Origin of the sequence: Sorangium sp. So ce1014 (genome assembly GCF_051521505.1) — a bacterium.
Taxonomy (GTDB): Bacteria; Myxococcota_A; Polyangia; order Polyangiales; family Polyangiaceae; genus Sorangium.
The window spans coordinates 10693475-10708499 of sequence record NZ_CP150356.1 but is presented as its reverse complement, the minus strand read 5'-3'; the positions used below and the strand labels follow the sequence as shown (position 1 = coordinate 10708499).

Sequence of the window (15025 nt, the reverse complement as noted above, 5' to 3'; positions counted from 1 at the left end):
ACGGATCATGCCGCGCTCCTCGCTCAGCAGCTCGTGGCCTTCCCAGGTCTCGCCGATGGCTACCATGCGAGCTTGACCTCCGCGCCGGCGGCCCGTGTCCGGATCTCGGCTCTCGATGGAAGGGCGACCGGAATCAAAGCACGCACGGTTCTCCTCGGTGCGATCGATGTCGACCCACCACCGCGATAGCCCGTCCAGCGCGGCCGAATCCTCATACCACGGCGACACGACGGCCGACCAGCGAGGTAGGGCCATGGGAAGGGGCACAAAGCATTGCGTGCAGGCGTTGAAGATTCTCATCGAGAGTCGCGAAAGACCCGACGGCTCGCGGGTCTCCCGTGACCGGGCCAGCTGGGAGGAACGCCGGCACGACGCCCGGGAGGGCGCGGGTAGCAAGAGCCCGAGCGGCGCGCCACGGCGGAGTGGGCTGGCACCGCCGCGGGCGATCCACGGACCCACCCCGCGCCACGACGCCCGAGTGGACGACCGAGCACGAAACCGACCGGACAGGGGTCCTCTTTTCGCTGGACGCTCCGAGCCCGCGACGGTGCCATTGCCGGATGGCCACCAAGAAGACCTCCTCGAAGGAAGCGCACCACGCCACGCTCGATGGTGAGGACGAGGACGCGACCCATGCACTCGAGCTCCTCGCTGGCAAGATCGGCGAGCCTCCCAGGTCGTCGCTCCAGGCGATCCTCGCCGGCACGACCGACGCGGACCTCGTGAGCGTCGGCAAGACGATCCTCTCCAGTCGGATCGTCACCGATGCTGCGCGGATCTACCGCAAGGCCTGGGACTTCTATCAAGAGGCGTCGGACGAGCAGAGAAAGAGGCTCCGCGGGTTCTCGAAACCGCTGCTCGCCGTCGCCGTCCAGCAGGCGCTGGCGCTGGAGCAGCTCGATCGAAAGCTCGCCGCCAAGAGCACCTCCGCGGGTGTCGCCAGGGCAGCGCACGAAAAGGCGGCGGAAGCGGCGCAGTCGAGGGCGATCGAGCTCCGCGATCAGGCCTATGACGCGCTCCGCGACGCGGCGGGGCGGGACGAGGGGCTGCGGGCGCAGGTCGACGCCGCGTTCGGGACAGCGACGACGAGCGAGACCCTGGCGCGCGGGCTCGAGCAGACGGCGAAGCTCCTGCGCGCATGGCTCGGGAGCGACGATGAGGCGCTCACGGCCAGGCTCGGTCTCGCGAACCTGGACGACTCGTATGCAAAGGAGCTCGCGACCGCGGCGAAGGACGTCCGCAACGCCGCCGCCAACGCGACGAACCGCCCGGCCGATGGGAAGGTGACCCAGGGCGCGCTCGACCGCGCCGACGGGATCAACGTCCTGATCATGGGGCAGATCCTGCGCGCCTTCGAGGGAGCCCACGGGATCGACCCCACCATCCCGCGGCTCGTGCCGATCTCGACGCGGCGGCTGTTCAACCGCAAGACGAAGAAGAAGGCCGGCGAGATCCAGCCGCCGCAGAACGGCAACGGGCCGCAGCCGACCGGCGATGGGGAAACGCTGAGCGACGGTTAGCGCTCCGCGCGGCAGCGATTCCGTCAGGGAGGGCTGACGCGCCTGACCGAAGGCGCTCGCCGCCCCGTCGAGAGGCCGTGAAGGAGGGCCGACGCGAGCGCGCCGTCACCGCCGCACGATGAACATCGCCGCGAAATACCCGTCCGTGCCGTGCACGTGCGGCAGCAGCCGGAACGCGTCCCCGCCGCCCGCGAGCTCCCGCGCGATCTCGGCGTCGAACGGCGCCGGCTCGAGCCGGACGCCGAGGTCGTCCTCGGCCGGGTCCGCGAGCCGCGCCGCCACGGCCTCGCACTCCTCGCGCAGCACGCTGCACACCGCGAACACGAGCCGGCCGCCGTCCCGGGCGCGCGTCGCGGCGCGTCGCGCGATCGCGACCTGGAGATCCGCGAGGCGCGGAAGGTCGTCCGCGTCGCGCCGGAGCGCGATCTCCGGGCGCCGCCGCAGCGTGCCGACCCCGGAGCAGGGGGCGTCGACGAGCACCCGGTCGTAGCCCTCCGGGACGTCGCCCGCGCCCACCGTCCAGTCCACGGCGTAGATCTCGCGGACGAACGCAGCGGCCCGCTCCAGCCCGCCGCGCGCGGCGGCCTGCGCATCGCGGGCCTGCGCATCGCCGACCTCCGCGCCAGCGCCCTCCGCGCCGGCGCCCTCCACGCCGGCGCCCTCCGCGCCGGCGCCCTCCGCGCCGGCGCCCTCCGCGTCCTCCGAGCTCGCCGGAGGCGCGCTCAGCGTCGCGCGGAGCTGCGAGAGCTTCGCGGGATACAGGTCCGCCGCGTCCACGGCGCCCCCGGGGAGCACCGCGCGCGACAGGATCCACGACTTGTTGCCCCGGCCGGCGCAGGCGTCGAGCACCCGCTCGCCAGGGCGCGCGCCGAGCGCGAGCGCGAGCGCCTGCGCCCCCTCCTCCTGGCCGATCCACGCCGCGCCGAAGCCGGGGAGCCGCCGCACATCGCCCGCGCCGCGCGCGACGATCGCGGTCGGCGAGACGCGCCCCGGCTCGAACGACGCGGCGGGCGCGGCGCCCCGCAGCGTCTCGAGCCACGCGTCGCGGTCCTCGCCGGGCGCAAGGCAAAGCCCGGTCGGCGGCGGCACCGGGCCGGCCGACAGGAACGCCTCGGCCGCTGCACGGCCGAGCGAGCGGCGCAGGGAGCCCCGCAGCCACCCCGGCGCCGAGGCGACCACCGCGCCCGCGAGCGGCGGGCGACCGGCCTCCATCGCCGCAGCGAGCCTGCGCAGCACCGCGTTCGCGAACGCGCCGACGCGCGGCCCGCCGGCCGCCTGGGCGCCGTCCACCGCCTCGGAGACGGCCGCGAACGAGGGGACACGATCGAGGAAGCACAGCGAGTACGCGCCCATCAGCACGTGCGCGCGCACCAGCGGATCCGTCGTCCAGCGGCTCTTCGCGGCGAACTCGGCGATCCGCGCCTCGAGCGCCACCTGCGCGCGCAGGACGCCGTAGACGAGCTCGGTCGCGAGGCCCACGTCCCGCGGGTCGAGCGCCGGGGCACGGCGCAGCTCGGCGTCGAGGGCCGCCGAGGCGAACGCGTCCGCGGCCCACACCCGCGCGAGCACGCGCGCCGCGATCGCGCGCGGCGCGCTCTCCTTCGCGCGCGGCGCGCTCTCCTTCGGGCGCGGCGCGGCGCCGCCCCCATCCCCTTTTGTCCGGTCAGCCAACGAGCTCCTTGAACTGCCCCTGGATCACGTCCCAGCGGCGCTCGACATCATTCTTGAAGGCGATGCCCATCAGGCCGATGAGCACCACGAGCCCGACGAGGCTCGCGATCTCGCGGACGCGCAGCGGCAGCGGGCGCCGCAGCACGGCCTCGAACGTGAAGAACAGGAGATGACCGCCGTCGAGCACGGGGATGGGCAGCAGGTTGATGAGCCCCAGGTTGATCGAGATGACCGCCATCGCCCAGACGAAATAGCTGACCCCCTTCGCGCCCTCCTCGCCGATGACGTCGTACACCGTGATGGGGCCGCCCAGCGTGGAGATGCTGACCTTGCCCTCCATGATGCGGACGATCCCGACCACGATGAACCGGATGACGTCGTACGTCTCGTCGACGGCGCTCTCCAGGGCGAACCGGAACGCGGACGGGCTCTCGACATAGGGCTCGGCCACCATCGGCGACCAGTTCGACGCGCGCAGGTAGAAGCGCGGGCGATGCTGGCCGTACTCGTCGACCCAGTCCTCGCGCCGGAGCTCGATGGTGCCGCTCCTGCGCTGGCCCGAGCGCTGCCACGTGATGACGTGCGGCCGGTCGGGCGCCGCGAACAGCAGCTCGATGAACGTCGACCAGGCGGTGACCTCGACCCCGTCGACCTCGGCGATGCGATCGCCCGGCCGGAGCTCGGCGTCCCACTCGGCCGAGCCCTCGGGCACCTCGGCGACGTAGAGGTCGGCCGGCTCGATGCCGGTCCGCGCGAGCAGGTCGCCGTGGCCGGTCTCCGGGGTCAGCGCGGCGACGCCCGACTCGTAGACGGCGAGCTCGGCCAGCCCGCCGAGCGCGCGCTGCACCGGGACCGGGCGCAGGTACGTGACCGGCACCGTGGCGCCGCGGTTGTCCTCGAGCGCGAGCTCCAGGTCGTCGAAGGTCTTCACGGGCGTGCCGCGCACCTCCGTCACCACGTCGAACGTGCGCAGCCCGGCGCGGAACGCCGGCGAGTCGGGCCGCGAGACCCCGACCACGGCGGCTGGGCGGCTCGGCTTGACGCCGATCTCGCCCACCCGGTCGACGATCTCGAGCGGCTTCTGGACGACCTTCTCCTCCGGGACGACCGTGACCTCGACGTGCTCCTTGTCGCGGAACACCTTGAGCCGGAGCTCCTGGTTCGGGCTCTTGGTGACGATGCGGTGGAGCTCGGCGAAGGTGCTGACGCGCTCGCCGTCCACCTCGAGGATGCGATCGCCCGGGAGGAGCCGGCCCTCGGCCGGGTGCCCCGGCAGGACCACGCCGACCGTCGGCGGGACGAAGCGCGTCTCCCCGATGAAGACGGCGAAGTAGAGGAGCACCGGGAAGAGCACGTTCATCGCCGGGCCGGCCATGACGATGATCACGCGCTTCCAGAGCGCCTGGGACTCGAAGGTGCGCTTGCGATCCTCGGGGAGCACGGCCTCCTGCCGGTTCTCCTCGAGCATCTTCACGAAGCCGCCCAGGGGCAGGAGCGCGATGCAGTACTCCGTCTCCCGGCCCCGCAGGCGCAGCACCCGGGGGCCGAAGCCGATCGAGAAGGTGAGGACCTTCACGCCGAAGATCTTCGCGCACACGAAGTGGCCGAGCTCGTGCACGAAAATGAGCACGGAGCAGAGCAGCGCGAAATACAGGAGGTCCACGGCGGCGGTTGTCTTTACGCGAGGCCGGGCGCGGTGACCACTGGCCACTGGGGGCACACCGGGGCGCGGCGCGCTCCGGCGTGGAGGGCCGGCTCAGGGGAGTGACGAGCTCGGCGGGCCGCCGTCGGCGCCGCTCGCGCCGTTCGCGCGGGCGCGCGCCCGGAGGACCCGGTGCCGGGCGCGGCGGAGCTGGACCTCGGCCGCCTCCTCCTCGGTGCGGAAGCGATCCTCGAGCGCCGCGAGGAGCTCGTCCGACCAGGGCTTGCCCTCGGACGCCTCGATGGCCCCGAGGAGCAGGCGCGCCCGCGCGCGCTGCTCGGTCTCGGTCCGGTACCGCTTCCGCTGCATCAACAGCCTCGTCACCCAGACCGCGAGCGCGACCGCGACCGCGCCGAGCAGCCAGGTGATCGTGCTGACGAGCTGCGCCCCCTCGTCGGCGAGGTGGCCGATGCGCGAGAGCAACGACCCGTCCTGCGTTCCGCCCCGCTGCTGCACCTCGGTGAGCGCGTCGCTCGCGCCGGCGACCATCTCGCGGCCGATGACGCGCGCCGTGGCGCCCAGCGCGCGCTGGAGCTCGTCGCTGGCGAGCAGCGAGGTCATCCCCGGGCCGAGGTCCTCGGCGATCACCCCCTGGAGCGCCGGGCCGAGCTGCTCCCGCAGCGCCGTCGCCACGGACGGGCCGAGGTCGGCCTCGTCGAGGCTCTCCTTGAGCTGCCGGACGCTCGCCGCCACGAGCGATCCCGCCACCCGCTGGAGCTCGCGCCGGCGGTCCTCGCTCAGCGCTCCGTCCAGCGCTCCGTCCATCGCGCTCCGCACGGCCCCCCGCATGTACTGCGCGGTGAGCTCGTCGATGCGCGCGGCGCGGTCCTCCTCGCTCAGCGAGGCGAGCGTCCCGTCGAGCAGCCCGGCGATGAGCTGCCGCTGCGCCGCCCTCATCTCCGGGCTCGCCATCATCCGCTCGACGCGCCGCTGGGTCTCCGCCTCCTCCAGCTTCCGGAGCCCCTCGTCGATCGCCGCCGGCGTCTGGACCCTGGCCACCTCCTCATCGACCGAGGTGATCCGCGTGGGGAGGGCGCACCCGCCGGCGCCCACCAGCAGGCAGAGCGCGGTCACGCGCCCCAGGAGATCTCCGGATCGAGCGCCGCGCACACGCATGAGAGAGGGCTTTGCATCACCGGTGCCCGCGGCCAGGCTCAGCGCGCATGCGCACGAGCCCACAAATACCTGCAATTTCGCCTCGTGGCGAAATGCCACAGAGCACAGAAGTGAGTCATCGCGTGTCCTCGAGGGCCGCGAGCTCCGCGCATCCGTGATATCTCACCGATGGAAATCGGCCGGGCGCCGCGCCTGCGAGCGGACGCCCGCGACGGAAGGTCTCCTGGCCGATCCTGGCGATGTGCCCCCATACGAACTGCGAGGTCCCATCATGAAGCACACGATTGAGCACGACCTGAACGACGCCGAGGCGAAGGTGGTCACCGAACGAGCGATCGCGCAATACCGAGAGCGGTACGCGGAGTTCGCGCCCTTCCTCGTGTGGCTCGACGAGAAGCGCGCCGAGCTCGGCTTCTCGGTGAAGGGGGTCAAGCTGAAAGGCAGCATGGAGCTCCGCCCCGGCGCCGTGGACGTCGATCTCGACGTGCCGTTCCTCCTGCGCCCCTTCAAGGGAGTGGCGATCGGCGCCATCGATAAAGAGGTTCGCCACTTCATCGGAGAGGCGCACAAGGAACGGGCTCAGGGAGCTGGCAAAACTGCCTAGCGAGCGGCCTGTTCCGCCGTGGACATGAACGCCGGCCGGCGCTACCTTGCGGTGACAGGTTCGACTTCGCCGGCCGAAGCACGCCCCGCGACATGACTCACTCCAGTGCTCGGCCGGCAGGGGCTGTCTCCTCGCCGCGCTCTCTCGATCTCGCCGCCGCGCTCACGGGGTGAGCGCCTTCACGGCCGTCAGCTTGCGCGAGGCGAGCACGCCGTGGATCGCCGTGATGCGGCCGCGCGCGTCGACGTCGCAGCGGAGGACGTACCTCGGAGCCAGCCTGTCCACGCCGGCCCGGCGCTCGACGACGAGCGCCGGGAGGCCGTTGATGAGGCGGATCTCGTGACGGAGCTCCCGGCCGCCCTCATGCCGCAGCAGGCCGACGAAGAACCGCGCGACCCGGTTCGGGCCGACGACGATCCGGCGCGCCGCCTTGTACTCGCCGTTCGCGTCGTTGACGACGCGGACGCCCTCGCTGAGGAGCGCCTCGATGGCGGGGACGTCCTGCGTCGCGAGGGCCTGCAGGAAGCGCATGAGCGCCGCGCCCGACCGCTCGACGAGCTCGGGCGAGGGGCGGCAGCGCTCGCGCTCGTACGGCTCGAGCGCGCGGCGGGCGCGGTGGTGCGTGGTCTTCACGCTGGCCTCCGACAGGGCGAGCGCGTCGGCGGTCTCCTGCACCGAGTAGTCGAAGACGTCGCGGAGCAGGAGCACGGCGCGCTGCTGCGGGGTGAGCGCCTCGAGCGCGATCAGGAAGGCGAAGGACGCGCTCTCGAGGAGATCGTAGCGGCCCTCGGTGCCGTCCTTGCCCGGGATCTCGAACGACGGGGGCTCGGGCTCCGCCTCGATCGGCGAGGGGAGCCACGGGCCGTCGTAGGCGCAGCGCTTGCGGCGCCGGAGGGCGTCGCGGCCGAGGTTGAGCGCGACGCGCGCGAGCCACGGGCGTACAGGCTCGTCCGTGCGCGCAGGCGGGCGCTCCAGCGCGCGGACGAACGTCTCCTGCACGATGTCGTCCGCGTCGGCGGCGCTGCCGGTGAGCCGGTAGGAGAGCGCCCAGAGGAAGCGCTCGTCCTCGCGGTAGCTCGCGGCGACGAAGCTCGGGGGAGGGGCGAGCGCCGCGCCGGGGGCCGAGGAGGCGGAGGAGGCCGTGGAGCTGCTCATGGAGCGCCCGGGTAACCCCGTCACGCCGCGCGGTCGAGCGCCCGGCGCGCGAGGAGGGCCGCGGCGGCGTCCCGCGCGCTGCCGAGGCTCGCGTCGGCGAGCATGCCCGTCGGTCCGACCCAGTCGCCCGCGAGAAAGAGCCCGTCGACCTCCGGGACGCGGACGCCGGGGCGCCCCGCGTAGCCGCCCCCCTCGGCGGCGACCACGGCGTTGGAGACGACGAGCGAGGGCAGGAAGCGGCGCTCGACGAGCACGTCGCGGTAGCCCGGCTGCGCGCGCTCGAGGAGGTCCTGGAGCTCGCGTTCGGCGTCGCCGCCGGCGAGCTCGGGGCCGTAAAGGGCGGCGTGGAAGACGGCGCCGCCCTCGGGGGCGAGCCGCGCGACCCCGGAGTGGAGCGACAGGTAGAGGGGGCGGTCGATGCCCATCACGAAGCGGAAGCGCGGGTGAGGCAGCCGGGACAGCGCGACGTCGAGGCACGCGGCGCGGACCGGGACGGCGCGCTCGGCGTGCGCGGCGTGCGCCGGGACGTCGGGCGCGAGCGCGGCGGCGGCGCGCGGGCTCGCGGCGAGCAGGACGGCGCCGGCGCCGAGGCGGTCGCCGTTCGCGAGCTCCACGAAGGAGACGGCGCCGTCCTCGACCGCGACGCGCGTCGCCCGCGCGCCGGTGAGGATCTCGACGCCGGCCGCCTCCGCGGCGCCGCGCAGGCCGTCGACGAGCGTCTGCCAGCCGCCGTCGAGGTAGAGCACGCCCTGGCTCAGGGCGAGCTGCACCTGGGCGAGCGCGGCGCCGGCGCTCTGGCGATCGGCGTCGGCGCAGTAGGTCGTCAGCCGGACGAGCATGCCGACGAAGCGGCGCACCTCGGGCGTCCGGAAGGCGTCGCGGAGCCAGGCCGAGACAGAGACCGCCGCGAGCGGCGCGGGGCTCAGCGCGGCGAGGCCGCCGAGGACGCGGCCCATCTCGAGCTTCGCGGCGAGGCCGAAGAGGCCCGTCGTGAGGAGCGACAGGGCGCCGGACGGCAGGGTGTGGAAGGCGCCGCGGTCGAACGCGAACGCGCCCGACGCGGGCGGCGGCGCGCCCGTGTACCGGACCCCGAGCTCGCGGAGCACCTCCTGCGCCGCGCCGCCGCGGTAGAGCGCGTGGGCGCCGAGGTTCAGCGAGAAGCCGTGGCTCTCCTGCGTGGCCGCGCGGCCGCCCGGCGCGTGCGCCTTCTCGACGAGGGCGACGGATCGACCCGCCCGTCCCAGGTACGCCGCCGCCGCGAGGCCCGCGAGCCCGCCGCCGACCACCACCACGTCTTTTGTAGTTTTCATCACGATTTCCCTTTCGTGGCGGTACCACGATCGGGGGCCCGGAAAGGTTACGCGCGCCCTGTCGATTTCCGGGGCGGGCCCGGAGGGCCGGAGGCGCCGGCGGGTGGGGGGGGTCGGCGGCGGGTCCGCGCGAGCGGTCTGGCCGGTGGCCTGTGCGGCGCGGGCGAGGGCGGGCCGGGGCTCAGGTGGCGCGGACGAGGGGCGTGTCGACGAGGTGCTCGGACAGGAACCACACGTGCATCTCGTTCGTGCGGAGGACGTCGCTCATGAGCAGGTCGGCGGTGCCGTCGTCGCGGTTCTCGGTCGTGATCCTCACCGCCTCGCGCGTCTCCGCGAGGATCACCTCGTGCGCGTCGAGGAGGCGCGACAGCTGGGCGGGCACCTGCTCGCGGCCGCGGGGCGGCCGCGCGACCTTCGTCATCTCCGCGACGTCGTGCGCCATGGCGACGGCGACGCCGCCCAGGGTCTGCACGCGCTCGCCGAGCAGGTCGATGAGCGCGGTCTGCTCCTTGAAATGCTTGTCGAAGAGCAGGTGCAGCGGGTAGAAGGTCGGCCCGGATACCTGCCAGTGGTGCTTCTTGTAGAGATCGCGGAGGACGAGCGTGTCGACCAGGATCTGATTGAGCACCTGGACGCTCGGCGCGCGCTTCTTCGCGTCGAGCGATAGCGGATACTCCACGATCGTCCCGAAAGGCTGGATCTCTCTGCTCCGCTGGCGCAGGAGCGGCTGGGCCTCCAGCGCCCGCGTTTCTCCGCCATTCCCACGTTGTTGCTGCTGGCGCTTCGATGTCATGGTCCCCTCCACGTCGCTCGGTTCATCGGATATCTAAAGCGGCTGCCCGCTCCGTCCAAGGGCGGAGGCCCGGAGTCGCCTCCGCGCGGGGCGGCCGGGCCAGACGCGGCGCGCCGCGCCGCATCGGCCGCTCGCCTCCGGCCGGGATCTCGTGCAAAGTCGAGCGCAGCATGAAACGGCTCCTGCTCACCAGCGCGCTCCCCTACGCCAACGGGCACATCCATATCGGCCACCTCGTCGAGTACACGCAGACCGACATCCTCGCGCGCTACTGGCGCATGATCGGGCGGAGGTGCATCTACCTGTGCGCCGACGACACCCACGGCACGGCCATCATGATCCGCGCGAGGCAGGAGGGGCGGAGCGAGGCCGACGTCATCGCCGACATGAGCGCGGCGCACCAGCGCGATTTCGCGGCGTTCCAGATCCGGTTCGACCATTACGGCAGCACGAACTCGCCCGCGAACCGGGCGCTTTGTGAGCAGATCTGGGCGTCGCTGCGCGAGCGCGGCATGGTGACCACGAAGGACGTCACGCAGCTCTTCGACCCGAAGGAGGGCATGTTCCTGGCGGATCGCTTCGTCAAGGGCACCTGCCCGAAGTGCGGGGCCGCGGACCAGTACGGCGACAGCTGCGACCGGTGCGGCTCGACCTACGCCGCCACGGATCTCGTCGAGCCGAGGAGCGCGCTCACGGGCGCGCGGCCCGAGGTGCGCAGCGCGCAGCACCTCATGGTGGCCATCGAGCCGGAGCGGCCGTTCCTCTCGACCTGGACGCAGGGCGAGGGGCGGATGCCGAAGGAGATCGCGAACTACCTCGCGGGCCACTTCCTGTCGGAGCCCCTGCGCGACTGGGACGTATCGCGCCCTGCGCCGTACTTCGGGTTCGAGATCCCCGACGCGCCCGGGAACTACTGGTATGTCTGGTTCGACGCGCCGATCGGGTACATGGCCGCAAGCAAGGAGTGGTGCGATCGGGAGGGCGAGGCGTTCGACGACTGGTGGCGATCCGAGGAGACCGAGATCGTCCATGTCATCGGGAAGGATATCGTCTATTTCCACACGCTCTTCTGGCCGGCGATGCTCAGGGCCGCGCGCTTCTCGCTGCCGTCTCGCGTGCAGGTGCACGGGTTCCTGACGGTCAACGGAGAGAAGATGTCGAAGAGCAAAGGCACGTTCGTGCTGGCCTCGACGTACCTGAAGCACCTCGACCCGGCGTACCTGCGATATTACTACGCGAGCAAGCTGAGCTCGAAGGTCGACGACATCGACCTGAACCTGGAAGAGCTCGTGAACAAGGTGAACGCCGAGCTCGTGAACAAGGTCGTGAACCTGGCGAGCCGATCCTCGCGCTTCGTGGCCCAGACGGGCCTGTCGGCGGCCTATCCGGACGACGGGGGGCTGTTCGCGGCGGCCGCGGCGGAGGCGGACGCGATCGGGGCGGCGTACGCGGCGTTCGACTACGCGAAGGCGACGAGGATCATCGTGTCGCTGGCGGATCGGGCGAACGAGTATGTCGACCGGATGCAGCCATGGGCGCTGGCGAAGCAGCCGGAGAAGAAGGCCGAGGTGCAGGCGGTGTGCACCGTGGCGCTCAACCTGTTCCGGCAGATCGTGGTCTACCTGGCGCCGGTGGTGCCGAAGCTGGCCGACGGCGTCGCGCGGCTGCTCGGGTGCCCGATGGACCGGTGGGAGCTCGCGAAGACGCCGCTTGTGGGGACGCCGGTGGCCGCGTATGAGCACCTCATGAAGCGGGTCGATCCGGCTGCAGTGGAGAAGATGATCACGGAGAGCCGCCCGGCCGAGGAGGCTGCGGCGGGCGGGGCGGCGGGAGCGCCGGCAGCGGCCGTGGCGGCGGAGGCGCCGGCAGCGGCGGGGGCGCCGGCCGCGGGCCAGGCGGAGGGCGCGGCCGCCGAGGACGACGGCGCGGCGCTCGCCAAGGAGCCGCTCGCGCCGGAGTGCACGATCGACGACTTCACCAAGGTCGACCTGCGCGTGGCGCGCATCGTCGCGGCGGAGCACGTGCCCGAGGCGAAGAAGCTGCTCAAGCTGACCGTCTCGCTCGGCGGGGAGGCGCGGCGAACGGTGTTTGCCGGGATCAAGGCGCACTACAAGCCGGAGGACCTTGTCGGGCGGCTCGTCATCGTGTGCGCCAACCTGGCGCCGCGGAAGATGAAGTTCGGCCTCAGCGAGGGGATGGTGCTGGCGGCGGGGGACGAGACGGTGCACCTGCTCTCGCCCGACTCGGGGGCGAAGCCGGGGATGCGGGTCCACTGAGGCGAGCCCTCCCGACGCCGAGGCCCCCGTGAGGCCCCTTGTCGCCCTCGCGTATTACCCGCTCTGGGCCGTGGCCGTGACCGTCGCGGTCACCGCGCTGCGCCTCGGGCGCAACGTGGGCCGCGGCCTCGTCGCCCTCTGCTTCTTCCTCGCCTTCTGGGTCACAGGGCTCATCCTGCTCGAGACCGAGGGCACGGTCGCCCTCGCCGAGCACGTCCTCCCGAGCGGGATCATCGTCGCCGCGGGCCTCGCCCACGCCTACGCCGACGTCGCCGGCGCCTCGCGCCGCCCCGTGGTCGCGGCCTACGCCGTGAGCGCCGCGGTGGCGCTGCTCGGGGCCGTCTCCCCGCGCCTGCTCTACGGCCCTGCCGCCCGCTCGCCGGGCCCGCTGTTCCTCCCGCTCGCCGTCGTCATGGGCCTCGCCGCGGTCGCGGTCGGCGCGCGGCTCGGGCGCGCGGCGCTCGCGGCCCGGGGGCTCCAGCAGCGGCGCATCGCCGCGCTCTTCTTCGGCAGCGTGCTCGCGACGCTCGGGGGCGGCTTCCTCGTGGTGCTGCGCGTGCATGGGCTCGGGGACGTGCTCCTCGGCGCGCCGGTCCTCCTCCTCGCCATCCTGCTCGTGGCCTACGCGGTGCTCATCGGCGAGCTGGGGCGCTCCCGCCGCGTCTTCGCGCAGGGGCTCGCCTACGCCGGCCTCACGGCGTTCCTCTCGTCGCTCGGGCTCGTCGTCTTCTTCAAGATCCTGCCCGCGCTCGCGCCCGGCGGCGGCGCGTCGCTCGCCTGGCTCGTCTTCGTCACCTTCCTCGCCGCGCTCCCGTCCGACCCGCTGCGCTTGCTCGTCGTGGAGCACCTCGGGCGCCGGATGTTCAAGAGGCCCATCGGCGTCCGCGATCTCGCCGACGAGATCGAGCGCGTCGAGGTGCGCGCCGACCAGGCCGAGCGGCTCGCCGAGCTCGGCCGGCTCGCGAGCGCGGTGGCGCACGAGATCCGCAATCCGCTCGGGGTCATCGCCGCCCAGACGAAGCTGCTCGAGCGGCAGGGCGCGAAGCCCGAGACCGTGGCCTCGCTGCGCGGCCAGGTCGACCGGGCGAAGCGGTTCCTCGACGACCTGCTCCGCTACAGCCGCCCGCGGCCGCTCGAGGTGAGCGAGGTCGACGCGCTCTCCACGCTGCGGCTCGCGGCGAGCCACGTCCGGCAGATCGTCGGCGAGGGCGCGCCGCCCATCGAGATCGCGCCCGAGGCGGGCGGGCCGATCTTCGTCGAGGCCGACCGCGGGGCCTTCCTCGACGTCGCGACGGCGCTGCTGCAGAACGCGGCCATCGCGCTCGAAGGGAGCGCCGAGGGGCGGATCCGGGCGGTGGTCACGCGCGGCGAGGGCGGCTTCGTGGTCGTGCGCGTGGAGGACAACGGCCCGGGAGTGCCGGCCGAGATCGAGGCGATGCTGTTCCAGCCGTTCGTGACGGGGCGAGGGCGAGACGCGAAGCACCCGGGCACGGGGCTCGGCCTGGCCGTCGCGGCGCGCTGGCTGGAGCGGCACGGGGGCACGCTGCGCCACGAGCGCGCCGCCCTGGGAGGCGGAGGCGGCGCGCGCTTCGAGGCGCGGTGGCCCGAGAGGGCGGCGGAGGCGGCGGGGTGAGGTGGGGCCGCGTCGCTCGGGGTCGTCCCCGGTCGCGCGCGAGAGACGTCTGACCGGGCAGCCCGGCCCCCGGCCAGCCCCGGCCAGGTGCGCGCCGGGCTGTCCCGCGCGCCAGGATCCGGGTTGCCCCGAACCGTCTCGGCGATTACTTTGCGAGTCGTTTGTGCTCGTGAGGAATCTTGGTCAAGACGCTAGCTCCGTCCGCGTTCTCTGACTTCGTCCTGCTCCTTCTCTCGGCAGCGCCCAAGCTCGGTCTGCCGATCGACGCGGTCCTGCGAAACTCCGGGCTCCCGCCGGGGGCGCTCCGCCAGCGCGGGCTGCCGATCTCGCTCCGCGCGGCGCGGCAGATCTGGTCCTCCGCCGAGGAGGTGAGCGGCGATCCGCTGATCGGGCTGCACACCGCGGAGCAGCTCGACGTCGGCTCGCTCGACCTCCTGGATTATCTGACACGGAGCAGCCGCAACTTCGGCGAAGCGCTGGACCGCTTCATCCGCTTTGCGCCGCTGGTCGCCAATGGAGGCGCCCTGGGCTTGCAAGTGACCGGTCGCCGCGCGCATTTTCGCCATTTCTCGCAGGACGGCGTGCCTGCCGTCGCGGATCTCGTCGTCAGCTTGATGGTGCTCCGGGCGCGGATGTTCTCCGGTGAGCACATCCGCCCGCTGGCCGTGCGCTTCCGGCACCGCCGCGAGCGCGCCGCCGGCGAATACGAGCGGATCTTCGACGCGCGGGTCGAGTTCGAGGCCCCCTGCGACGAGCTCGTCTTCGATCGGGATCTCCTGGAGCTGCCCTTCCATTCCGCCGAGCCGCGCCTCTGTGAGGTCCTCGAGGATTGCGCCGAGGCGCGGCTCCGCGCGAGCAGCAAGGTCGGCGAGCCGCGGGCGGTCGCCGCCGCTCCGTCGAGCTTCGCGAGCGACGTCCGACAGGCCCTCCAGATCTGCGTCGCCGCGGGCAACCCGAACATCGATCGCGTCGCCGAGCACCTCGGCGTGAGCTCGCGGACCGTCCAGCGGCTCTTGCGAGAGCAGGGCACGTCGCATCGCGCTCTCTTGATGGAAGTGCGAACCGAGCTGGCGAACCACTATCTGGCCTCGTCCAGCCCCACGAGACGCACGCTCGCCGCCGGGCTCGGCTACGCGAGCGCGCGCTCGGTGTCCCGCGCGCTGCGCCGCCGGTGAGCCGGAGCGCACCGGCGGCCCCGAGAGCAAGGGCCTCTACGCGCGCGCGCGGGACATGACCGATCGAAGG

At 73.0% G+C, this 15025-nt stretch carries 11 protein-coding genes; 5 read left to right on the top strand and 6 right to left on the bottom strand.

Annotation, left to right across the window (positions count from 1 at the left end; genetic code table 11):
• Positions 1–560: 560 nt before the first annotated feature.
• Positions 561–1520, top strand: coding sequence for a hypothetical protein (locus WME75_RS40575; protein ID WP_437482219.1), 960 nt, complete (start codon positions 561–563; stop codon positions 1518–1520).
• A gap of 105 nt (positions 1521–1625) precedes the next feature.
• Here WME75_RS40575 and WME75_RS40570 read toward each other — a convergent pair whose 3' ends face one another.
• The 3 genes from WME75_RS40570 to WME75_RS40560 form a co-directional block, all read right to left on the bottom strand.
• Entirely contained in the window at positions 1626–3191 is a 1566-nt protein-coding gene (locus tag WME75_RS40570; protein ID WP_437482216.1) for an RsmB/NOP family class I SAM-dependent RNA methyltransferase, read from the bottom strand.
• Positions 3184–4854 (bottom strand): RIP metalloprotease RseP, encoded by a 1671-nt coding sequence (gene rseP, locus WME75_RS40565; protein WP_437482213.1) that lies wholly within the window; start codon positions 4852–4854, stop codon positions 3184–3186. The genes WME75_RS40570 and rseP overlap by 8 nt, the downstream gene beginning before the upstream one ends.
• Before the next feature lie 93 nt (positions 4855–4947).
• On the bottom strand, positions 4948–5967 hold the full coding sequence (locus tag WME75_RS40560) for a hypothetical protein (protein ID WP_437482210.1): 1020 nt from the start codon (positions 5965–5967) through the stop codon (positions 4948–4950).
• Between the two features lie 313 nt (positions 5968–6280).
• On the opposite strand from WME75_RS40560, the gene WME75_RS40555 reads away from it, so the two are divergent.
• The gene (locus WME75_RS40555) at positions 6281–6613 is read left to right on the top strand and encodes a polyhydroxyalkanoic acid system family protein (RefSeq protein WP_437482207.1); all 333 of its coding nucleotides are present in this window, start codon (positions 6281–6283) and stop codon (positions 6611–6613) included.
• A gap of 162 nt (positions 6614–6775) precedes the next feature.
• On the opposite strand, the gene WME75_RS40550 is transcribed toward WME75_RS40555, so the two are convergent.
• The 3 genes from WME75_RS40550 to WME75_RS40540 form a co-directional block, all read right to left on the bottom strand.
• A complete protein-coding gene (locus tag WME75_RS40550; protein ID WP_437482205.1) occupies positions 6776–7768 on the bottom strand; it encodes a sigma-70 family RNA polymerase sigma factor in 993 nt (330 codons plus the stop codon).
• A 20-nt stretch (positions 7769–7788) separates the two neighbouring features.
• Positions 7789–9078, bottom strand: a complete 1290-nt coding sequence (locus tag WME75_RS40545) for a phytoene desaturase family protein (protein WP_437482202.1) — start codon at positions 9076–9078, stop codon at positions 7789–7791.
• A gap of 181 nt (positions 9079–9259) precedes the next feature.
• Positions 9260–9871: a Dps family protein gene (locus WME75_RS40540; RefSeq protein ID WP_437482199.1), complete on the bottom strand. Its 612-nt coding sequence runs from the start codon at positions 9869–9871 to the stop codon at positions 9260–9262.
• A 170-nt stretch (positions 9872–10041) separates the two neighbouring features.
• Between WME75_RS40540 and metG the strand changes: the two genes are divergently transcribed.
• From metG to WME75_RS40525, 3 genes are all read left to right on the top strand, one after another.
• Complete coding sequence (gene metG / locus WME75_RS40535; protein WP_437482196.1) at positions 10042–12147, top strand: methionine--tRNA ligase; 2106 nt, start codon at positions 10042–10044, stop codon at positions 12145–12147.
• Positions 12148–12175: 28 nt separating this feature from the next.
• Positions 12176–13780, top strand: a complete 1605-nt coding sequence (locus WME75_RS40530; protein ID WP_437482192.1) for a sensor histidine kinase — start codon at positions 12176–12178, stop codon at positions 13778–13780.
• 179 nt (positions 13781–13959) lie between these two features.
• Positions 13960–14955 carry an AraC family transcriptional regulator ligand-binding domain-containing protein gene (locus tag WME75_RS40525; protein ID WP_437482189.1) on the top strand — a complete coding sequence of 332 codons (996 nt, stop codon included), beginning with the start codon at positions 13960–13962 and terminating at the stop codon, positions 14953–14955.
• Positions 14956–15025 lie beyond the last annotated feature (70 nt).

Coding starts and splice junctions, on each gene's coding strand:
- WME75_RS40550 (WP_437482205.1), bottom strand. CDS start 7,768: ATGAGCAGCTCCACGGCCTCCTCCGCCTCCTCGGCCCCCGGCGCGGCG.
- metG (WP_437482196.1), top strand. CDS start 10,042: ATGAAACGGCTCCTGCTCACCAGCGCGCTCCCCTACGCCAACGGGCAC.
- WME75_RS40540 (WP_437482199.1), bottom strand. CDS start 9,871: ATGACATCGAAGCGCCAGCAGCAACAACGTGGGAATGGCGGAGAAACG.
- WME75_RS40545 (WP_437482202.1), bottom strand. CDS start 9,078: ATGAAAACTACAAAAGACGTGGTGGTGGTCGGCGGCGGGCTCGCGGGC.
- WME75_RS40575 (WP_437482219.1), top strand. CDS start 561: ATGGCCACCAAGAAGACCTCCTCGAAGGAAGCGCACCACGCCACGCTC.
- WME75_RS40555 (WP_437482207.1), top strand. CDS start 6,281: ATGAAGCACACGATTGAGCACGACCTGAACGACGCCGAGGCGAAGGTG.